Source organism: Caryophanon tenue (assembly GCF_001700315.1).
Lineage (GTDB): Bacteria > Bacillota > Bacilli > Bacillales_A > Planococcaceae > Caryophanon > Caryophanon tenue.
Genome location: NZ_MASJ01000015.1, coordinates 1 through 21,577 on the forward strand (window position 1 = coordinate 1; position 21,577 = coordinate 21,577).

Annotated in this window: 19 protein-coding genes, 6 tRNA genes and 1 rRNA gene; 24 read left to right on the forward strand and 2 right to left on the reverse strand. The window is 39.1% G+C overall.

The annotated features are described in order from the left end of the window. The first annotated feature begins 1 nt into the window (after nucleotide 1). The 16 genes from rrf (at nucleotide 2) to glmS (ending at nucleotide 10,281) form a co-directional block, all read left to right on the forward strand. Nucleotides 2-117, forward strand: a 5S ribosomal RNA gene (rrf, locus tag A6M13_RS08740). Nucleotides 118-783: 666 nt separating this feature from the next. Continuing rightward, nucleotides 784-858, forward strand: a tRNA-Asn gene (locus A6M13_RS08745). A gap of 104 nt (nucleotides 859-962) precedes the next feature. Next, nucleotides 963-1,037, forward strand: a tRNA-Glu gene (locus tag A6M13_RS08750). Nucleotides 1,038-1,071: 34 nt separating this feature from the next. Next, nucleotides 1,072-1,147: transfer RNA gene (locus tag A6M13_RS08755), tRNA-Val, on the forward strand. A 15-nt stretch (nucleotides 1,148-1,162) separates the two neighbouring features. Further along, nucleotides 1,163-1,246, forward strand: a tRNA-Tyr gene (locus A6M13_RS08760). Nucleotides 1,247-1,268: 22 nt separating this feature from the next. After that, nucleotides 1,269-1,343: transfer RNA gene (locus A6M13_RS08765), tRNA-Gln, on the forward strand. 16 nt (nucleotides 1,344-1,359) lie between these two features. Continuing rightward, nucleotides 1,360-1,432: transfer RNA gene (locus tag A6M13_RS08770), tRNA-Lys, on the forward strand. Nucleotides 1,433-1,566: 134 nt separating this feature from the next. Continuing rightward, nucleotides 1,567-2,169 carry a Yip1 family protein gene (locus tag A6M13_RS08775; RefSeq protein ID WP_066545065.1) on the forward strand — a complete coding sequence of 201 codons (603 nt, stop codon included), beginning with the start codon at nucleotides 1,567-1,569 and terminating at the stop codon, nucleotides 2,167-2,169. Between the two features lie 65 nt (nucleotides 2,170-2,234). Continuing rightward, on the forward strand, nucleotides 2,235-2,423 hold the full coding sequence (locus A6M13_RS08780) for a CsbD family protein (RefSeq protein ID WP_066545072.1): 189 nt from the start codon (nucleotides 2,235-2,237) through the stop codon (nucleotides 2,421-2,423). Between the two features lie 195 nt (nucleotides 2,424-2,618). Continuing rightward, nucleotides 2,619-3,182 carry an RNA polymerase sigma factor SigW gene (sigW, locus tag A6M13_RS08785; RefSeq protein ID WP_066545075.1) on the forward strand — a complete coding sequence of 188 codons (564 nt, stop codon included), beginning with the start codon at nucleotides 2,619-2,621 and terminating at the stop codon, nucleotides 3,180-3,182. Between the two features lie 18 nt (nucleotides 3,183-3,200). Next, nucleotides 3,201-3,827, forward strand: coding sequence for a zf-HC2 domain-containing protein (locus A6M13_RS08790; RefSeq protein ID WP_066545077.1), 627 nt, complete (start codon nucleotides 3,201-3,203; stop codon nucleotides 3,825-3,827). A 158-nt stretch (nucleotides 3,828-3,985) separates the two neighbouring features. Then, nucleotides 3,986-4,825: a diadenylate cyclase CdaA gene (cdaA, locus tag A6M13_RS08795; RefSeq protein WP_141680932.1), complete on the forward strand. Its 840-nt coding sequence runs from the start codon at nucleotides 3,986-3,988 to the stop codon at nucleotides 4,823-4,825. Continuing rightward, nucleotides 4,815-5,765: a CdaR family protein gene (locus tag A6M13_RS08800; protein ID WP_066545078.1), complete on the forward strand. Its 951-nt coding sequence runs from the start codon at nucleotides 4,815-4,817 to the stop codon at nucleotides 5,763-5,765. The genes cdaA and A6M13_RS08800 overlap by 11 nt, the downstream gene beginning before the upstream one ends. 116 nt (nucleotides 5,766-5,881) lie before the next feature. Then, on the forward strand, nucleotides 5,882-7,231 hold the full coding sequence (gene glmM, locus A6M13_RS08805) for a phosphoglucosamine mutase (protein ID WP_066545080.1): 1,350 nt from the start codon (nucleotides 5,882-5,884) through the stop codon (nucleotides 7,229-7,231). A 163-nt stretch (nucleotides 7,232-7,394) separates the two neighbouring features. Continuing rightward, nucleotides 7,395-7,916: a type 1 glutamine amidotransferase domain-containing protein gene (locus A6M13_RS08810; RefSeq protein WP_066545081.1), complete on the forward strand. Its 522-nt coding sequence runs from the start codon at nucleotides 7,395-7,397 to the stop codon at nucleotides 7,914-7,916. A gap of 562 nt (nucleotides 7,917-8,478) precedes the next feature. Continuing rightward, nucleotides 8,479-10,281, forward strand: a complete 1,803-nt coding sequence (gene glmS, locus A6M13_RS08815; RefSeq protein ID WP_066545083.1) for a glutamine--fructose-6-phosphate transaminase (isomerizing) — start codon at nucleotides 8,479-8,481, stop codon at nucleotides 10,279-10,281. 79 nt (nucleotides 10,282-10,360) lie between these two features. On the opposite strand, the gene A6M13_RS08820 is transcribed toward glmS, so the two are convergent. Beyond that, nucleotides 10,361-14,569: an Ig-like domain-containing domain gene (locus A6M13_RS08820; RefSeq protein WP_141680933.1), complete on the reverse strand. Its 4,209-nt coding sequence runs from the start codon at nucleotides 14,567-14,569 to the stop codon at nucleotides 10,361-10,363. A 318-nt stretch (nucleotides 14,570-14,887) separates the two neighbouring features. On the opposite strand from A6M13_RS08820, the gene A6M13_RS08825 reads away from it, so the two are divergent. After that, entirely contained in the window at nucleotides 14,888-15,463 is a 576-nt protein-coding gene (locus A6M13_RS08825) for a GNAT family N-acetyltransferase (RefSeq protein WP_066545085.1), read from the forward strand. Between the two features lie 108 nt (nucleotides 15,464-15,571). Beyond that, the gene (locus tag A6M13_RS08830) at nucleotides 15,572-16,114 is read left to right on the forward strand and encodes a Type 1 glutamine amidotransferase-like domain-containing protein (RefSeq protein WP_083998289.1); all 543 of its coding nucleotides are present in this window, start codon (nucleotides 15,572-15,574) and stop codon (nucleotides 16,112-16,114) included. Nucleotides 16,115-16,152: 38 nt separating this feature from the next. Here the strand turns inward: A6M13_RS08830 and A6M13_RS08835 are convergent, their stop codons facing one another. Further along, a complete protein-coding gene (locus tag A6M13_RS08835; protein WP_066545089.1) occupies nucleotides 16,153-16,416 on the reverse strand; it encodes a hypothetical protein in 264 nt (87 codons plus the stop codon). Nucleotides 16,417-16,835: 419 nt separating this feature from the next. Here A6M13_RS08835 and A6M13_RS08840 point away from each other — a divergent pair, with 419 nt between their 5' ends. From A6M13_RS08840 to A6M13_RS08865, 6 genes are all read left to right on the forward strand, one after another. Further along, nucleotides 16,836-17,537, forward strand: a complete 702-nt coding sequence (locus tag A6M13_RS08840; RefSeq protein WP_066545091.1) for a GntR family transcriptional regulator — start codon at nucleotides 16,836-16,838, stop codon at nucleotides 17,535-17,537. A gap of 276 nt (nucleotides 17,538-17,813) precedes the next feature. Further along, on the forward strand, nucleotides 17,814-18,233 hold the full coding sequence (gene phnG / locus A6M13_RS08845) for a phosphonate C-P lyase system protein PhnG (protein ID WP_066545093.1): 420 nt from the start codon (nucleotides 17,814-17,816) through the stop codon (nucleotides 18,231-18,233). A gap of 11 nt (nucleotides 18,234-18,244) precedes the next feature. Continuing rightward, nucleotides 18,245-18,814, forward strand: coding sequence for a phosphonate C-P lyase system protein PhnH (gene phnH / locus A6M13_RS08850; RefSeq protein WP_066545095.1), 570 nt, complete (start codon nucleotides 18,245-18,247; stop codon nucleotides 18,812-18,814). Beyond that, the gene (locus A6M13_RS08855) at nucleotides 18,814-19,899 is read left to right on the forward strand and encodes a carbon-phosphorus lyase complex subunit PhnI (protein WP_066545096.1); all 1,086 of its coding nucleotides are present in this window, start codon (nucleotides 18,814-18,816) and stop codon (nucleotides 19,897-19,899) included. The genes phnH and A6M13_RS08855 overlap by 1 nt, the downstream gene beginning before the upstream one ends. Beyond that, nucleotides 19,896-20,741 (forward strand): alpha-D-ribose 1-methylphosphonate 5-phosphate C-P-lyase PhnJ, encoded by an 846-nt coding sequence (locus tag A6M13_RS08860; protein ID WP_066545097.1) that lies wholly within the window; start codon nucleotides 19,896-19,898, stop codon nucleotides 20,739-20,741. The genes A6M13_RS08855 and A6M13_RS08860 overlap by 4 nt, the downstream gene beginning before the upstream one ends. Further along, nucleotides 20,741-21,577, forward strand: coding sequence for an ATP-binding cassette domain-containing protein (locus A6M13_RS08865; protein ID WP_066545120.1), 837 nt, complete (start codon nucleotides 20,741-20,743; stop codon nucleotides 21,575-21,577). The genes A6M13_RS08860 and A6M13_RS08865 overlap by 1 nt, the downstream gene beginning before the upstream one ends.

The window sequence follows — 21,577 nt, forward strand, 5'->3', positions numbered from 1 at the left end:
TTTAAGTGATGATGGCAAAGAGGTCACACCTGTTCCCATACCGAACACAGTAGTTAAGCTCTTTATCGCCGATGGTATTTGGGGGTTTCCCCCTGTGAGAGTAGGACGTCGCTTCGCACGCATAAACCGATGAACTTTATGTTCATCGGTTTTTTTATTATTAGCAAATCGTTGTGATATGAAAATTTTGCACCAGTGAAAGAACAGACAGAAACTGCAGCATATATCTATTATTCTAAACGAGATGTAGCGTAGATGAATGTTAGCACTATATCGCATCGCACACTATTTAAAATAGTAGAAAGCTAAATAAGATGTAGCAGTTATCGTTCGAACATTTATCTCTATTAACACATTATAAAAATACGATATGCGATAAATTTTACTAAATTACCGACAGTGCATCTTTCGTAAAAGCTTGTATATAGTGCAGCAAGTGTATTTTATAGGACAGTTAAGTATTGACGCTTGAGTCGAAACGGGATAGCGCTGTAGAAGGCAATAAGAGGCCATATAATAGCGGTAAAATACATATGATATAATGTAACGCTTTTAGCCGAAAATGTTGTAAATCAAGATCGCTTTAGAAGTGATATTTAATGAAAGTGAATGTAAGTTAGAGATAATAAAGTTTAATTCGAGTGGCATCAAACGATAGACTCGTTAAAATACGTCTATATTAAATAATTAGAAAAATTATTATTTTTAAAAAATAATATTGAAAAAAATAAAAAACATAGTATACTAAAGAATGTAAACAAGTTATATACATATTTTTGTTGTTCCGAAGTAGCTCAGTGGTAGAGCATCCGGCTGTTAACCGGCAGGTCGTAGGTTCGAGTCCTACCTTCGGAGCCATTTTTTTATGCACAAAAAAATTTTAAAAAAACGTATAAAAAGTATTGCAAGTATAATAAAAGAATGATATGATAATTCTTGTCTTGTTAAGACATACCAACGATGGCCCGTTGGTCAAGTGGTTAAGACACCGCCCTTTCACGGCGGTAACACGGGTTCGAATCCCGTACGGGTCACCATTATTATTTTAATACGTAAATAACATATTCCCATGGAGGATTAGCTCAGCTGGGAGAGCACCTGCCTTACAAGCAGGGGGTCGGCGGTTCGAGCCCGTCATCCTCCACCATTTTTTGTTATTTACGGAGGGGTAGCGAAGTGGCTAAACGCGGCGGACTGTAAATCCGCTCCTTAGGGTTCGGCGGTTCGAATCCGTCCCCCTCCACCATTTTTTTTATTTATACAGCTTTTGGGGTATAGCCAAGCGGTAAGGCAGCGGATTTTGATTCCGTCACGCCCAGGTTCGAATCCTGGTACCCCAGCCATTTTCACTTTTATTATGTGCCATTAGCTCAGTTGGTAGAGCATCTGACTTTTAATCAGAGGGTCGAAGGTTCGAGTCCTTCATGGCACATCATCCAAGAAAGCGATTGACTTATGTCAGTCGCTTTTTTGTTTTTTCTATATAAAAATGTGAATCTTTCTAAAATGAAGAAACGTATATGTATAATAGATAAGAAGATTTATATGTAAAAAGGAGGAGCAACAATGAATATTTTAACGAATGTATGGCTTCACCCAAAACAAACAGTTCGTCATATGATTGAACATAATCTATTAAAAGTCGCAATGGTACTTGTGCTGTTAGCTGGATTTTTAGGAACGTTTGTGCCAATAGCGGAAGTAGATGCGGACGGGAATTTAATTCCAAGTACGATGTCGTTTGTAGAGCTATTAATGACGGGTGCGTTATCGAGTGTAATTGCATTTTTATTTATGTTTATTAGTGTAGGGATTGTTTTTTTAGTCGGAAAATTATTTAAAGGACAAGGTTCATACTGGGACATTTACCAAGCGACATCACTTGGCATGATTCCAACGATGGTCATGGGTGTAATTGGATTTGTTTGGGCGGCATTTGATTTACAAGCTTTTTCAATGGTCGATTTCTCAAGCCCTATGACAATTGCCTTTTTTGCGATTAGTGCGGTGTTAGGAATTTGGTCGTTAGTCATTAATGTTGCAGCATTAGCAGAGGCAAATCACTATTCAAACTGGCGCGCGTTCTTTACATTAATTTTACCAGCATTGCTAATTGTTTTAGTTGTAGTTGTACTTGTTTTAGTTGTATTTGCAGCATTTCTTGGATAAAAGGTTTTTCTTTTCGTTTTGTGGGAACATATAGTGTATACAAATCTGAAGGAGGCATATTATTTATGAGTTTATCTGATGATTTAAAAAGCACTGTGAACAAAGTTAAAGGTGAAATTAAAGAGCAGGTTGGTAACGCGACTGGTGACCGCTCAACTGAAATGGACGGCAAGAAGGACAAGTTAAAAGGTCAAGTCCAAGAAACAATTGGGGACATTAAAGATAAGTTCTCAAATAAAGATGAACATCGTTAAAGGTTTTATAGAGGATGACGAGAGCGTATTTGTCTCGCATCCTTTCTTTTTGTCTATACATATTTGAAAATTAAGAAAAACATAAGAAAAAATTAAAATGAAATTTGTTATAATTAATCATAAAAAACGAAACTTCTCCGGCACTTATCCGTAAACTAAGATAGAGAAGCTGCAAGAGGTGGAGAGGAAGTCGCGATGGATGCGTTGATAAATAAACGAATAAAACAAGTGCTGAAGGGCGATCAAAGCGCCTTTTCCGATATTGTAAGCCACTATCAGCATTCTCTATATCAAGTATGTTATCGTATGCTTGGCAATAGACAAGAAGCAGAGGATATAGCACAAGAAGCGTTTGTAAGGGCTTATATGAACTTACATACGTTTGACCAAAAGCGAAAATTTTCAACATGGCTTTATCGAATTGCGACAAACTTATGTATTGACCGTTTGCGTAAAAAGAAGCCAGATTATTACTTAGACGCGGAAGTTGCAGGGACGGAAGGGTTGAATATGTATTCGCAAATTGCCGCGGACGAGCCGTTACCCGAAGCAGAGCTCGAAAAGATGGAATTGCAGGAACGTATTCAATATGAAATTAGCCGTTTACCTGAAAAATACCGCGTTGTTGTTGTGTTAAAATATATTGAAGAATTATCGCTACAGGAGATTAGTGAAGTTTTAGACATGCCTTTAGGGACAGTTAAAACGAGGTTACATCGAGGCCGAGAAGCGTTACGAAAACAGCTAAATTCTTTATAGGAGGGGGGCAACAGCATCATGAATAAATGCCCACAATATATTGTTGATTATATGCATGAATATTTGGACGGGGATATTCAACGCGAGCAAGAATTAGAACTAAAAAATCACCTGCAATCGTGTACGGACTGCCAGCAACATATGCATGAATTAAGTGATTCGATTGCCTTTATAAAAAGCGCAACGCATATTTCAGCACCTCCGAACTTGGAAATAGGGGTTATGGCACGTTTACCGAAACCAAAGCAACACGTAGGCATTCAAAAATGGTTACGTCGTCATCCATTTATCGTAGCTGCTGCGACGTTTATCATTTTAATGAGTGGTTCACTACTAACGGGCTATAATGATGACCAACAGTTTTCGGTTACAAAGCAACCTAATTTAGTAGTAGATGGACAAACCGTGATTGTGCCGGAGGGTGAAACTGTAACGGGTGATATCGTTGTGCGCAATGGGGATATTCGTGTAGAAGGCGAAGTAGATGGCAATATTACGGTTATTAACGGCGAATATATGGCATCTACCTCTGTTGTTACGGGTCAAGTCGAAGAAATCGACAAAGCGTTTGAATGGCTATGGTATGAAATTAAGTCCGCATTTAAAGATTTGGAGAAAATGTTTGAAAGTGACGAAACTAAATAATGTACCATAACGTCAAGTAAGGGGATGTTTGAGATGGGTTTTCTCAAACATCCCTTTTGCGCCCCTTTGGAAATAAATGGTGTAGAGTGGAAGAGATGTATGACAACATTTTATGGTATACTATTGTATGTATTCGGATAAAAGTGGGGGATGGCCACGTGGAACTATTAAAGCAACTAACAGATATAACAGCTGTTGAGGTGCTCATCAATATGGCGGACGTTCTCATCGTTTGGTATGTGATTTATATGATATTAAAACTCATCCATGGGACGAAGGCTGTACAGCTGTTAAAAGGTATTTTCATTATTATTATTGCTCGTATTATTACAGTTTATTTAGAGCTGAATACGATAGGTTGGTTATTAAAACAAGTTATTGATTACGGGTTTTTAGCTATTATTATTATTTTTCAACCGGAAATTCGTCGCGCACTTGAGCAAATTGGGCGAGGTAAGTTTTTCCAACGTACAAGTGGTCAAGAGGAAGAAGAGCGTACACGTTTATTAGAGGCGATGAAAAAATCAGTCAGTTATATGGCCAAGCGTCGCATCGGAGCGTTAATTTCGATTGAACGTGAAACAGGTTTAAATGAGTATATTGAAACCGGCATCCCGATGAACGCACATATTTCATCGGAGCTATTAATTAATATTTTTATTCCTAATACACCGTTACATGACGGAGCTGTTATTATTCAAGAAGGCAAAATCGCAGCTGCAGCTGGTTATTTACCGCTGTCAGAAAGTGCTTTTATTTCCAAAGAGCTTGGTACACGACATCGTGCAGCATTAGGCTTAAGTGAAGTAACGGATGCGATTACGATTATTGTATCTGAAGAAACCGGCGCTATCAGTATTGCGGATGCAGGGAATTTATATCGTAATTTAACAATTGAAGAATTTGAAACACAGCTTCGTAAACTATGGTTTGGCGCATCTGTAACCGCTGAATCAGCATCGAAGTGGTCACTGAGGGGGAAACGAAATGGACAGTAAATGGACATTGCGTCTGACAGCACTCGGACTAGCATTTTTACTTTTCTTCACAGTTCGGTCAGAGGAAACCCCGTCACAAAATGGCTCAGTCGCAAGTCAAGATACGATTGAAATTATTCGTGATGTGCCGGTTGAAGTGTTTTATGATGACGCGAATTTAATCGTTTCAGGTTTGCCTGAAACGGTAGATGTCACGATTCAAGGGTCTTCTACAGATGTGACACAAGCACGTCTATTTAAAGATTTTACGATTTTTGCAGATTTGAAATCATTAGAGATTGGTCAGCATCAAGTAGCGATTCAGCATGAAAATTTATCACCGAATTTAACGGTGACAATTGAGCCTGCTTTAGTCGAAGTGACCATTGATGAAAAGGTGACGAAAGAATTTACGCTAGAGCCAGAAATTAATACACGACTTATCGGTGAGAACTATGCGTTAAAGAGCTTGTCTGTCGCACCGACAAAAGTGATGGTGACTGGAGCGAAACAAACCGTCGAAAATATTAGTTATGTCAAAGCAACAGCATCACCAGAAGAAGTCGTAACGGCGAATTTCACACAAAATGTGAATGTAAAAGTGCTAGACCGTGACTTAAATCGTTTAAATGTTACAACATCACCTGACGCAGTAGCTGTTACTGTGGAAGTAGAGGCATACTCAAAAGAAGTGCCATTAACATTGCTTGAAAAAGGAGAGCTAGATGAAAGTCTAGTTATTGATGATATTGCGATTAAGCCTGAAAAAGCAACGCTATACGGCACGAAATCCTTTATTGATGCGCTAGCGGAATATGCGGTGGAATTTGATTTAAGTGATATTACAAAGTCAGGGGAATTTGAAGTTGATATTCCGCTGAAAGAGGGCGTGTCATCCACATCACCACAAAATGTGACGGTGACAGTCGATGTTTCGAAAAAAGCAGTCGAAGAGCAATAATTAAAAATGCCGCTTTTAGATTCCCGAAAAAGGGTGTATGATAAAGGCGGCTTGTTTTTTGGAAAAGTAAATGAAGAATCTACATAGAGTTTTACATTTAAAGGAGAGAAATAAACATGGGTAAATATTTTGGAACTGATGGTGTTCGTGGTGTAGCAAACAGCGAGTTAACACCAGAGCTTGCATTCAAATTAGGACGTTGTGGCGGTTATGTATTAACGCAACACGCAGAAAACCGTGCGAAAGTGTTAGTTGGTTTAGATACACGTGTATCAGGTTCAATGCTTGAGAGCGCATTAGTAGCAGGTCTTTTATCAATCGGTGTAGAGGTTATGCGTTTAGGCGTAATTAGTACGCCAGGTGTTGCATATCTTTCTCGCATTATGAATGCAGACGCAGGCGTTATGATTTCTGCATCACACAACCCGGTACAAGATAACGGCATTAAGTTCTTCGGTCCAGACGGATTCAAATTAACGGACGCACAAGAAGCGGAAATTGAAGCATTATTAGATGCGGAAGATACGTTACCACGCCCAGTAGGTACGGACTTAAGTACAGTAACAGACTACTTCGAAGGTGGTCAAAAATACATCTCTTACTTAAAAGGGACGGTTGATGAAGATTTCACAGGCTTACATGTAGCATTAGACTGTGCACACGGAGCGACTTCACCACTTGCAACACATTTATTCGCTGATTTAGAAGCGGATATTTCAACAATGGGTGCTTCACCAGACGGCTATAACATTAACGCAGGCGTTGGTTCGACACATCCAGAAGCATTAGCAGCATTCGTAACAGAGCGCGGCGCTGATGTTGGTTTAGCATTTGATGGCGACGGCGACCGTGTGATTGCGGTAGACGAAAACGGTCAAATTGTAGATGGCGACCAAATTATGTACATCGTTGGTAAGTACTTAAACGAAAAAGGGCGTTTAAAGAAATCAACAGTTGTTTCAACAGTGATGAGTAATATGGGCTTCTACAAAGCTTTAGGTGAAAACGGCATGGAGTCTGTACAAACAGCTGTAGGTGACCGTTACGTAGTAGAAGAAATGCGCAAAAACGATTATAACTTCGGTGGAGAGCAATCAGGTCACATCGTATTTTTAGATTACAATACAACAGGTGATGGCCTATTAACAGGTTTACAACTTGTGAACATCATGAAAGTAACAGGTAAGAAATTATCTGAACTAGCAGCAGAAATGACAATCTTCCCACAAGAGCTAGTGAACGTGCGTGTAACAGATAAACATGCCGTTACACAAAACGAGCAAATCGCTGCTGTCATTGCACAAGTAGAAGCGGAAATGAACGGTGAAGGTCGCGTATTAGTACGTCCTTCAGGTACAGAGCCACTTGTACGTGTAATGGTTGAAGCGTCAACAGAAGCAGCATGTAAAGAGTATGTAAACCGCATTGCAGACGAAGTACGTATGCATATGGGTTTAGCTGAATAATCAATTTGGACTGTTACCACATACGGTAACAGTCCTTTTTTATGCGCGCATAGGGGAGATGAAGCATACATTAATTCGTTTGTACCGACTTTCACAGAATAGGTTTTAGTTAACGAATGGACGGTAATAGTATTAAGAATCCACTGAAAAGGAGTGTTTTACTTTGGTAAAAGTAGCAACTGTATTAGCAAAGGATTTTGAGGATAGCGAGTTCACAAGCCCGAAAGAAGCGTTAGAAGCAGCAGGGCATGAAGTCGTAACAATCGGCTTTAAAGCAGGCGAAGTTGTAACAGGTAAAACAGAAGGCACAGACGTAACAATTGATTACGGTATTGACGATGTGAAACCGGAAGACTTTGATGCATTATTAATTCCAGGAGGCTATTCACCAGATATTTTGCGCGGAGATGACCGTTTTGTCGCTTTCGCAAAACATTATATGGATGATATGAAGCCAGTATTTACGATTTGTCACGGACCACAGCTTTTAATCAATACGGAAACATTAAGCGGTCGTGATATTACAGGTGTAAAACCAATCGTCATTGATTTAAAGAACGCAGGAGCAAAATTCCATGATGTGGAAGTGTTTGTGTGTCAAAATCAGCTTGTATCAAGCCGTACGCCGGATGATTTACCAGCGTTTAATCGTGAAATTGTAAAATTATTAGAGCAACATGCATAATATAGGGGGGGCGCTTCTCTGTAAGCGACCTCGTTCTTTTTTATAGTAATTTTATGGTAAAAGATAGCGGGTGAATGGCGTTGTATCAGGGATTTACACCATTTTTCACGAAAGTCAACGAAGCATCTTTTTATGCACATAACGCAGCAATGTAAGTGTTTACATAGCTTTTTTTGACAAGTTTATTTGACGCGACCCGTAATATTATGTATGATGTAGATGTTTGTTGCTAAAAGATGTAAGATGTCTTTTACTGACAAAGTACAAGGAGGATAGAGACAAAAAATCGGAAAACAGTTATAGCGCCAGAGCTAAGGAAATCGGACGACACATAAACCTTAGCTGACGAGGTGGAGGAGTATCGAAATATTCGGCGGATGCCTCCCGACTAAGCCAAGTCGCAAAAAGTCTCATGCAAATCGTGCAAGCAATTGTGCGGACAAACATGTTACGACGGCACAAATTAAAAATAAAATGTGACACCTCGACTTTTTACGGTTAAAAAGGCGTTTCTTTCGTGATGCTAGAAACAGAGCGGTCACCACTTTGGAGGATTTTAATTATGTGTGGAATTGTAGGATATATTGGTGAATTGGATGCAAAAGAAATTTTATTAAAAGGTCTTGAGAAGTTAGAGTACCGCGGTTACGATTCGGCAGGTATCGCAGTACGTAACGACGAAGGCATTACAGTATTTAAAGAAAAAGGACGTATTGCAGATTTACGTTCAGCAGTAGATAACGAGGTAAAAGCGCCAGTAGGGATTGGACATACACGTTGGGCAACACACGGTGTACCAAACCGTTTAAACGCACATCCACATCAAAGTGCATCAGGACGTTTCACGTTAGTGCATAACGGGGTTATCGAAAACTATCACTTATTACAAAAAGCGTATTTAAAAGGGATTCAAGTCGCTTCAGATACAGATACAGAAATCATCGTGCAGTTAGTTGATTTATTCGTATCAGAGGGCTTAACGACAGAAGAGGCATTCCGTAAAACACTTAGCTTATTACATGGTTCTTACGCATTAGCTTTACTCGATAGCGAAGCGGCAGACATCATTTATGTGGCGAAAAACAAATCACCATTACTTGTTGGGGTAGCGGACGACTTTAACGTTATCGCTTCTGACGCAATGGCGATGCTACAAGTGACGAACCAATTTGTTGAGCTACATGATAAAGAGGTTGTACTTGTGCGCAAAAACGGCGTAACGATCACGAACCTTGAAGGTACAGTAATTGAGCGTGCACCTTACACAGCAGAGCTTGATGCAAGTGATATTGAAAAGGGCACATACCCACACTATATGTTAAAAGAAATGGATGAGCAGCCAGCAGTAATGCGTAAAATCATCCAAGCATATGCAAATGAAGCGGGCGAACTAGAGATTGAAGCGGATATTTTAGAAGCGCTTCAACAAGCAGACCGTTTATATATTATCGCAGCAGGTACGAGCTACCATGCTGGTTTAGTCGGCAAACAATACTTCGAAAAGATTGCACAAATTCCAGTAGAAGTTCACATTTCTTCAGAGTTCGGCTACAATATGCCATTATTATCGGAGAAGCCATTATTTATCTTTATTTCACAATCAGGTGAAACTGCTGACAGTCGCCAAGTATTAGTGAAAATTAAAGAAATGGGCCATAAAGCATTAACAGTAACGAACGTAGCAGGTTCTACACTTTCTCGTGAATCAGACTACACATTATTATTACATGCAGGTCCAGAAATTGCCGTTGCTTCAACAAAAGCTTATGTGGCACAAATTGCTGTACTAGCAGTTGCGGCATACGTAACAGCACAGGCAAAAGGCATCGCTGTTGACTTCGACTTAAAGCAGGAGCTAGCAATCGTTGCCAACAATATTCAAGCTGTAATTGAACGCAAAGCAGACCTTGAGCAAATTGCTGAGGACTTCTTAAAAATCGCACGTAACGCATTCTTTATCGGTCGTAATGTTGACTTCTACGTATCACTAGAAGGTGCATTAAAGCTAAAAGAAATTTCATACATTCAAGCGGAAGGTTTTGCAGGTGGAGAATTAAAACACGGCACAATCGCACTAATTGAAGAAGGTACACCAGTGTTTGCACTTGTTTCACAAAAAGACGTAGCCTTAAATATTCGCGGTAATGTGAAAGAAGTAACAGCACGTGGCGCAAATGCATGTATCATCTCAATGGAGGGCATGGCTGAGGACGATGACACATTCATCTTACCAGCAACACACCCATTATTAACACCGCTTGTAACAGTTGTACCGTTACAATTAATTAGCTACTACGCTGCATTACACCGCCGCTGTGACGTGGACAAACCACGTAACTTAGCGAAATCGGTGACGGTGGAGTAGGGAGAATATAAATAAGAGGGATGCACCAAAAGTTATCGTAAACTTTTGGTGCATCCCTTTTCAAATTTATTATACCGTTTTATTCGGGAATAAATCGATATTGTTCAGCTTGCTTCAATGTTTGAGTGCCTGAGTAATTTCTTAATTGTTCATCTACATATAAAACATATTCTGTAGATAATCTATAATCATCAACAGGTGTTATCATGAGCTGACGACGATCTTCTGATGCAGTAATGTTAGTCGCTATCGTATTGCCGTCTTCATCTACAAGGTAAGGGAGATTTTCTGTAAGTGACGCTTGCACAGCATCAGAGAATGTCACTGTCAGTGATGATGACTCGCTCAAGGATTTATAATGCTTTGGTAACTTTTCAAACTCACCTGTTAATTTATTAGGGTTTACGATGTTTGTATCAACGAAAAAACTTTGCGTATTGGCTCGAGAAGGTACACGAGCTAATTTTATGCTATCTCTAGGTATATAAATAGTCGCTTGACCGGATATATTGAGTAAAGGTTCAATTACTAATTTATTTTGCTGAATGGATATAGTTGAGTCAATTGTGTTACCATGTTCATCTTGGAGCGTAATGGATTCTAAGTTAGATTGCTCAGATAATGCTTGATTGAATGTAAGTATAATCGGTTCTTTTGATTGTAATTCATTTGCATGGTCTACGACTTCTAATGGTAAATAATCACTGCTATATTTAATCTTCTCTTGTGTCTCTTTTTTGTGACCAAATGCCGTTTCATATACAATCTTGTAACGGATAAAATCAATCGGCTCTACAGATTCCATTTTTAGCATCCAGTAATTATTATTTTTCTCTAAATCTATTTCTTGTTCTGTACCATTATCAATAGTATAAATTAATTTTGCATTATTAACTGGATATTTAGAGTTATAAAATGCGAATTTGAAAAAGGTTTCATAATTACCAATATGTATTTGAGATTCATATTCATTGATAATCGGATTCTCAAAAAGTATTTCATGATTTATTGTATCAATATGTTTGTCACCAACAAAAATCTCGCTATTAAATAGTAACATACCAGGTTCTAGATAATTGAATATGAGCTCAAATTCACCAGTTCTAGGATTATAGTAACGAGGTAAGGTTTTCGTTGTGGAAGAAGCGGATTTATAGGAAAATTGAGTTAGGAATGTAATTTCATCAGGATCGATTGCTTCAAATTTATCTTTTAATATTCCATTCACTTTTAATTGAGCATCATCTTGTGTAATCGTGACATCACTTAACTTTGGTGTCAATTCATTGTAAGCTAAAATATATTGACCAGCTAAACTTGTTTCAATTGTCACACTGTTTTCTTGTAAATTAACTTGGGCATTTGGAACTTTAACATAAATAACTTTTTCTTCGTCCCAACGGTAAATTGCTAAATTTTCTTCAGCATTTGTTAATCCGGCCCCAGTCAATGCCTCATCGGTATAGTTAATTGTCAGTGGAACAGTCGTATCACCTAAATTAGAAATTGTTTGGTTATGTTCATCTGTAAATGTTAGGAAAAAAACATCACTTAATATTATTACATCTCCTTCTTCACTTTTAAAAGAGCGTAGAGATTCGGGTAACATTTTGCTAAGCTCGACTTTAATACGTTTAGTCGTTTCTAGCGTGTTGTCTTTTATTTCTGTATAAGCTGTTGTAACGGCTTCGTTTACAAAGCCTCTAACATTCTCTGCTAGCTCAACACTGTTTTTAAATAAATCTTTCATTTCTCCAACTAAAATATCGCCAAGTACATTTAATGCAGATGTTATGTCGTGTTGCTGATTTTCAATCACATCATCATACGTATAGACCGCTGTTAATTTGGTTCCTTGATTAGGTGAGAAAACGCCTTCTTCAGAAATATACTCGACGCTTGACGAACCTGCTAAATTAAATCCTAAATCTATTTTTAATCCGAGCCCTACTCCTACTGAGACAGGTAGTTCAAAATCATTTTTTACGATTTTTGATTCTTCATAACGAATTGGCGTAGTAGTCTCGCTTAAAAATTGATCCAGTTTATCCATAGGTGTGAAAAATAAATCAATTTGCTGTTGTTGCGCTTTTTGAATAGCGGTTAATGCTTGTGTTTGTTCAATTGCGTCTTCTTCCATAATATATTTTTTCTTCGTAATGCTTTCGCTCTCAATATCCTTTAATAAAGCCCCATTTAAGTCTAATTCGCTGAAATAAGCATATGAATAACCAGTTAGTTTATCTTTTTTATACAGCATTTCTTCTTCTGCTTCGATGACATTGGATTCACCAACAGTATCTAGCTCACCAGCGATATTTAAGTTAGATGCTATATCATGATTTACGTCTTTTGAATAGCCACCGACAACAGTAAGTGCGGATTTATCTATGCTACTAGAGAACTGACTTAATACTGTTTTTTCAGTTGGTGAATCAAATGTTGTTTTTAACAATGAACTAGAATGGGCAGCGTTTTGTAAAGCAGCGGCATTTACATTAAGACCAGCTAAATTTGTTTGAAGAGCTAACAAATTAGCGCCAGCTTGCCAGTCTAGTCGATTTTGATAAAAAGTCTTTATTTTATAAGAAGTATGTTCTTCAAGTAGTGTTTCTATTTTATTCAGCATTGTTACAATAACGAGGTTTTCTCGAAGTTGAGGTGCTTGTAGTAGAGCTGAAGATAATAATTGATAATAAAAATAAAGGGCATTCTCTAATGTATGTTTGTTAGTATCATTGAACTCTGAGAATACTAAATTTGTGCCGATTGTATTTTGAATATTACCATTAAGATTACCACTTAAAAGATCGAATGATAAAGTTTTATCAATTTCTGTTTGTAGCCCTGCAAAAGTATTGACGCCAGCTTTAAAACTTTGACCTAATTCTAAAAGTAAGTCGTATTTATTCGCATTCACTAAATACTTCATTGAAAAATAACTTTCTGCTCCAAGTATAAAACCAGCACTAGCGCCCGCTTGTAAACCGGTATCATTCCCAATTTGTATATTTCCTCCTACACCTGCACCCAATCCACCTTCGATTGCGAGTAAGCCCATCCACTCTTGTTCGAATGAACGATCTCGCATTTCAATTGGGAAAGATATTGTATCGATATTATTCTGGTCAAATATGATATCAATTTTAGTTGCGCTCATATTTGTTAAAGGAGGAGTTATTATTTGAATTTCACCTTTATCGTTTGACTGCACCGTTTTTTTAATACCATTAATTTCGTAATCGACTTGTAAATTTTTTAATAGCTCTCCGTCGCTGTTTTGTAATTTATATATACGAATTGCTGAGCCACCCTTCATAACGCTTGACGCTAATGTTTCAGCTGGGTACACCGGCTCTATATGAATCGACCGATCAATATGTACTGCACTCATCCACGACAGTATATTATTAAGTAACTGACTTGGATCTCTGTTATAGTAATGATTATTATTGAAAATATCTTCGTCCCCAAATACGACTACGCGGCCTTTTCCAAATTCAGATGAAGCGAGTATTGCTAAAGGTCCTGCTAAGTCATAATTGTCTTTTTCATATCGCCATCTGCCCTCCCAAACACTCCAGGATGAACGTGTTTCTAAATAGCTTGCAGAGGAACTTGTTGCAAGTGATAGTGCTGGTGGGCTAACGTTTAATGCTGTTCCATAACCTAACCATGTATCTGTTACACCATTCGTAATTGGATGCTCTTTAAAGTCATTTATAACGGGGGCAGCAAAGTTTTCAGCAAAATTCTCAGCATATTGTGAGCCATCTATAACAATTCCCTTTAAAAATTCAATACCGAAAACAGTAGTGAGTGCATTCAGTTTAATAACATTTTCATAATCGCCTTCGACAAATAAATTCCCTAAAATAAAAAGTGAGCCACCTTCTGCTACGTAATTTTGAAAATTTTCTAGTGTAGCTGTAGTGAAATTAGTAAATGATGATGTTGTGATAATAATGATATCATGTTTTCTCAACTCTCTATTTGTCAAAGAAGTGCCTGATATTTGATTCACGTCAAAACCGTTATCAAGTAAATGTTGATTAAGGTTTCTATATTCATTTTCAATACTATTATGTGCTGATTTATTGTTAATAAATAGCACCTTTTTTGCTGAGTCTGTCTGTTGTAAAGTACGTACAATATCAGCCTCTATATTATTACTATTTTTAAGATTCCAATCAGGACTCAGTCTATCAGCGAATGTTGGCAAGGCGAAACTCGTCATAGTTGTGATAGTTGCTGCAGAACACATATACAGTTTGTGTTTAAATTTCATAAGTTTATCAAATTCCTTTTGCTTTCAATATGTACTATTTCGATGTAATTATAAAAATCAGATTCCATATAATACTAACGTAAAAAAATTTTTTTTGTCGTTTTTAGAGATTAAGTAGGAAAAAGACCAAAAAAAGAGAATTTATTAATCATAATTTCTTATAAAAAAACAAAAATTTACTATAAATCTTATTCTTTATCCCAGATGTAGTGTTTAAAGCAACATATCCACGTAGTACACGGTTATTTTTTACTTTAAAATATAAAACTATAGGAAGGCTGTCATCTATGAAAACTAAATTAACAAGGAGTGTGCACTATGGAAGTTCAATCAATCTTTAAATATTTACCCGAACTTGAAACGGAGCGACTACTGCTACGCAAAATTACAGCTGGTGATGCGGCGGCAATTTATGCGTACGGCTCAGACGCGGAAGTAGCGAAGTATGTGATGTGGGATCGTCACGAAACGTTAGCAGATTCGGAAGGGTTCGTGCAATTTGTGTTGCAGAAATACGCGATGGGTGACGTAGCTCCGTGGGGTATTGTGTATAAAGAAACTGGCGCACTCATTGGTACAATTGATTTTGTATCATGGCAACCAGCACAGCGCGTTGCGGAAATTGGTTATGTCGTGTCGCGTGATTATTGGGGACAGGGCATTGTGACAGAAGCGGCGGCAAAGCTTGTGGAGTTCGGCTTTACGCAGATGGATGTCGTGCGTATTCAAGCGCGTTGCTTCGCACAAAATATTGGCTCAGCACGTGTGATGGAGAAAGTCGGTATGTCATATGAAGGGACAATGCGTCAAAGTATATTTTCAAAAGGGGCGCATCAAGATGTTAAAATGTATGCGATTTTGCGAGATGATTATGAAGAGCGTGGCGGAAAATGACGGTCTATTATTACTTAGGGTGGTTTACAGAAAGCTTTTCACCACGTTTAGCGCTAAGCACTCCAAACGGATATTACCGACCGTCAAACACTCGTTCAAATTAGTGCGATGCCGACAGAAGAAGGGCTTATTGGTGAAGTAGAGCGTAGTTGGCTAACAGCAATTGATATTGAGTTTCATGATATACATACAATCGATGAGTATACGACCATTGAGCAAGCACACTATTTAATCGGAAAAGCTTCAGTCATTTTACTGACAGGTGGCGATACACGTTGGCAATGGCAGCTCGTAGAACGTCTTCAACTACGACAAATATTGTTACAAAGTGAAGCAGTAATTATAGGGGCAAGTGCAGGGGCGATTAATATGTCAGCAACATGGATTTGTTCACCGACATTTGGCTACGATGTAACGGGAACAACGGTTTATAAAGGGCTTGGTTTGTCGCCATTTGCGATGTTATCACATTTTGATTTAGAAAATCGTTTTACACAAGTAGCGCAAGCATTAACAGCATTAGCTCAACAATATCAGGTGTATGTATCGAACAAAAACTGTGCAATTCGTGTTGAAAAAGAACGTCATGATTATTTCGGCATTATTTATGAAATGACGCAGCAAGGGCTTGTATTACGAAATAATACATAGTAAAAAGCTTGTACGAGCGAAACTCGTGCAAGCTTTTTTCATTTAATAATCATCATTAAAATAATCGCGTACTTGTTGGTCCATGCGTAAAAACTGCATAACGTTGCTATGGGGATAGCCATGTGAGCGTGTTTTATCGCTACACCAATAGCAAGAACAATGTACTTTTCCTTTAGCATAGCGTCCTGGTTTATCTGGAATCCAGTCGTATTTTTTATGGCGATTTTCGTTTTGCGCTGAATAACGCGCTGGCGTTGGTGTCGGGCATAGGCACGACTACGGTTTTTGTGATGTGGCTTCATAAGCTAACACTCCTTAGAGATTCCTCTAGCCTGTAGGTGAATGTTCTAAGGATGTGTGGTCACACCTACAGGTAGAGTATGTTAGTTATGAAGAATGGTGTTTGGTGCATACAATCATTCTCCGCTTCGTTCTATTTTTATTTAGTATAGCGAATTATGGTGTCACTGTCATTTCATTGGCAATTTTGACGATATCATCGATTGTTAGCTGCATATTGTCCGCCTCCTATGTTTACTATAGCGAGTAAATGGTGCGGAAATCGCGTAAATGCATCAAAGCTTTTACATAATGTTTAAGTTGTCTTTACAAAGGTACGTAAAGGTTAATGTAGCAAGTTTTGTGCGTGTTTTGAACATGCTTTGCCAAGTGCGCGCTATTGTATACTTTGAATAATGACAGAAAGAAACGGGTGGCGTACATGGATGTACAAGAATTACTGATGAAAGATTATTTACTGCAAAAAATTACGACCGGTGCGTTTGCACAAGACGGCAAATTACCGAGTGAATATACATTAGTAGAGCAATTTAATGTGACGCGCATAAAGGTAAGGAATGTATACACGATGCTAGAGAAGATGGGGCTTATTTATTCACAAAAAGGGGTTGGACGTTTTGTGAAACAACAACAGCAAGCGTTATCGGTTGTCATGTCTGGTGATATTAGCTTTAGTGAAAAGATGAAGCAATATACGACCGATTATAAATCCATTGTCACGAAGTTTGAGCAAGTGCCGGAGCATCATCTTATTTTCTCGAAGCCATATGTTGCGGAAGGGCCGCTTTATTTAATTGAGCGTTTACGTTTTTTAGATGGACAGCCGGCTGCAATTCACCGCTCCTATGTCGTTGAACCAAATATGCCAGCTGTGAAGCAAGTGAATAATCGCTTCACATCCATTTATCAGTTCTATCAGCAACACGGGGTTAATCATTTTAAAAGCACATTCTCTCAGCTATCGGTGAGCTTTCCACAAGAGATTGAACGTCAAATGCTGGGGTGTGAAATTTTAGTGCCACTTGTGAAAGTGGAGTCTGATAACTGGGATGCTGAGCGCAATGTGTTATTAGAATACACCGAAATTTTATACCGCACAGACCGCTTTAGTTTTCAGCTGTAATGTAAGCGTAGAGGAAGCTTTAATGATACAGACATTAAAATAAATAAGCTAGTGCGTGTTGATACAAGCAGCGACTTTTACGGTAGCACCGCGCAGACCAAACAATCCTTCAGCAGTAGTTCTTGCTGAAGGTTTTTTTATTTTTTTGAATGCGACTTCCTAATACTTGGCGCCATTTTTGTAAAAAGTTGATTTACATGAACTTCACCAAACCTTTTCACTACAGCACTTGGCGACAAGTTAACGTTATAGGTGAAGCTGAAGGGAGTTGGAGATGTGCAACGCGCAGAACGTACAAAACTATTAATTGAAGTAGGACGCCAAGAAGCAATGGAAATGGCAAAAATGATTTGTGAACAATATGAAGTGATTGATATTCAGGAGCCACGCGCAGGTTTAGTGATGGTGAAAATGCGTGAATCCGCAAAGCAGTCACTCTTTTACATAGGAGAAGTACTTGTGACAGAAGCAAAGGTGAAAGTTGGAGATGCATTCGGTTTAGGCATCGTGCGAGAGGAAGAGCCCGTGTTTGCTCGTGCATTAGCAGTCATTGATGCGGCATACAATGGCAACTTCGCACCACAGGAGTGGGCAACAATTTTTACAAATCTTTCACAACGTTTAGAAGCAGAACAACAACAAACGAAGCGCTCGATTGAACGTACGAAAGTTCAATTTGACACGATGCAAGTATAGGAGGATATGAGATGGAACTGACACATTTTACACAACAAACATTTCGTACATTGATGACATGTATGTCGCGACCAGGTACGAAGGAAGCGTTGCAAAAAGACGCGATGATTGATGGCATTTACGCAGAAACGATGTCGGTTTTACGTACGATGCTCGATGGCGAAGTAACATTTGCGGTTGTTGGACAAGCGCCGCGCTTACAACAAGAAGTAATGGCTTGGACAGGTGCAAATGTGAGTGAGGTAGCTGATGCGGATTTCATACTTGTTCCTCAGCATACGGACGAAGCGCAAATCGTAGAAGCGATACAGCAAGCAAAGATAGGCGATTTAGTAGACCCACAATATTCAGCGACATTGATTGTTGAAGTAGTTGCTGAAACATCACAGCAGTGGCAATTAACAGGACCAGGTATTCAAGATAACACAATAATTCCACTAGCGATTACACCAAATATCGTCGCAGCACGTGCAGCACGTAATAAAGAATTTCCGCTCGGTGTTGATATGATTTTTGTCAATGAACACGGAGAAGTCGTAGCGTTACCACGAACAACAAAGGCAGAAGGAGTGGAGCAGTAATGGCATATGTAGCAGTCCGAGGCGGCGCAGAAGCAATTGAAGCGTCATTAGAGCATTTACAGTATGAGCGTGTAAAGCATGGTGTTCATATTGATACTGCAGCATTAGAAGCAACAATGCGTGGCTTTTTAGACCAAGTGATGTCCGAGAGCAGTTTGTATAGTGAGCGTTTAGCATCCCTTGCAATGAAGCAAAGTGAAGGGAACTCGGAGGAAGCGGTGTTTTTATTACGTGCTCATCGTTCGACATTACCACGCTTATATTATTCAACGGTGACCGACCCACGTGAGATGTTTGTGCTACGCCGTATTTCTTCAAGCTTTAAAGATATTCCAGGTGGGCAAATTTTAGGCGCATCGCATGATTATTTACACCGTTTACTCGACTTTGAGCTTGTGGAAGAGACAGAAGCGGATGTGCTTGTGAAGAAGTGTCAGTTTGAGCAAGAGGATGTACCAGACAGCAGTGACCTACAGCTAGAGCGTCTACCAAAGGTGATGGACTACTTACGTGCAGAAGGATTATTACGAGAGTTTCCAGTCAATGATACAGAGCCAAGTGATGTGACGAAAAAAGCGATGGCGTTTCCGACAAATCGCTCGCAACGTTTACAAACATTAACACGTGGACAAACAGGCACGGTGACATCACTTGGTTATGCAGGACTGCGTGGCTACGGCGCATCTCACCCAAACGTAGGGGAAGTGCGTGTTGGATGGCAGCCAATTCATGTGGCAGTGCAAGACGATGAAGATCCGTACTATATCGGTGCGATTAAGCTAACAGAAGTAGAATCCTTTATTCCTGTTAATGTCGATAAAGAGCAACAGCAAGTATTAGAGTTTGATGTCGGTTACGGTGCATGTTTTGGCCAAAATGAAACGAAGGCAATTGCGATGTCAATTGTTGACCATGCGTTAGAAACGGGTGGTACGACCCCGATTCATGATGAGGAATTTGTGTTACTGCATGTTGATATTATCGAATCAACCGGCTTTATTTCACATTTAAAAATGCCGCATTACGTAACATTCCAAACGAAGCTTGAGCAAATGCGCAACATTAAAAAGGAGGGCAAATCATGACAACTTTACCGTTTGCATTATTAGATGAACAGTCAAAGCGAGAAATTCGTCGCGCCATTTTAAAGGGCATTGCGATTCCAGGGTATCAAGTACCGTTTGCATCACGCGAGCTACCGATTGGACGTGGCTGGGGAACAGGTGGTTTACAAATTACGCTCGGCATTATCGGTAAAGAGGACGTGCTCAAGGTAATTGACCAAGGCTCAGACGATTCAGTGAATGCGGTGAATATTAAAAAGCTTGTTACAAAAACAACAGGTGTTGACACGACGATTCGTACGCAGGATGCGACGTTGATTCAGTCTCGTCACCGCATCCCGGAAGTGCCACTTCGAAGCGACCAAGTGATGATTTTACAAGTACCAGAGCCAGAGCCACTCCGTAATATTGAGCGTAGTGAATTTAAAACGAAACGTCTTCATGCAGAGAAGGAATATAGCGGTGCGTATTTAACATTATTTGAGCAAATTATGCGTTATAACCAAACATCACAAGGTGCGGATTATCCAGTAATGGTGAATGAGCGCTATGTGATGAACCCAAGTCCGATTCCACGTTATGATAACCCGCGTTTACATAATAGTGATGCATTGATTTTACTCGGTGCAGGGCGTGAAAAGAAAATTTATGCGGTCCCGCCATACACACATGTTGCGTCATTAGCGTTTGAAGATTACCCATTCGTCGTTGAAAAGTTCGAAGGTAAGGCATGTCGTGAAACAGGCTTAACGGATGTGTTTTTAGATGAGCTTGTCGATGAGGAAACAGGTGAAACCTATTATATGTGTAACGACACAAGTTACATGTACGAAAAATTACAGCAAAAGGTGGCAGTGAAATGATGCAAGAGCAGCCGGTATTATCGATTAAAAATTTAAGCAAACAATACGGTGAAGGCTGTGCGCATTGTGAAGCAGCTGATGCACAACTTGAGAAAAACTTCTGTCCGCATTGTAAGACCGTTTATGCATGTCGCAATATTTCATTTGATGTGTACCGTGGTGAAATTTTAGGCATTGTTGGGGAAAGTGGCAGCGGAAAGTCGACGTTTATGAAGAGCCTTTATTTTGATGAAGAAGTGACAACAGGTGAAGGCTATTTACGTGATTTTGAAGATGGGCAAACAAATATTTTCACACAGTCTGACCAAATGAAGCGCTACATTCGCAATACCATTTTAGGCATGGTGTATCAAAATCCAATGCTTGGCTTGAAAATGGATTTCTCGTCGATGAGTAATATCGCAGAAAAGCAAATCGCAGCCGGCAATCGCCATGTCCGTAATATGGAAGCGCGTAGCCTTTCGTTATTAGAACATGTAAATATTCCATTACACCGTAGTAAAGAAGCACCGAAAAACTTCTCGGGTGGTATGCAGCAGCGTGTACAAATTGCCAAAGCATTATCGAATAACCCACCGATTCTTTTATTAGATGAGGTGACAACAGGACTAGATTTATCGGTGCAGGCAGATGTTTTAGATTTAATCAAATCGATTCAACGTGAGTTTAATATTTCGATGATTGTCGTATCCCATGATTTAGCAGTCATTCGTATGTTAGCAGATCGCACGATTGTCATGCTAAATGGTGAAATTATTGAACATGGCTTAACAGACCAAGTATTAGAAGACCCGCAACATGAATACACACAACAATTAGTTTACTCATTATTGTAG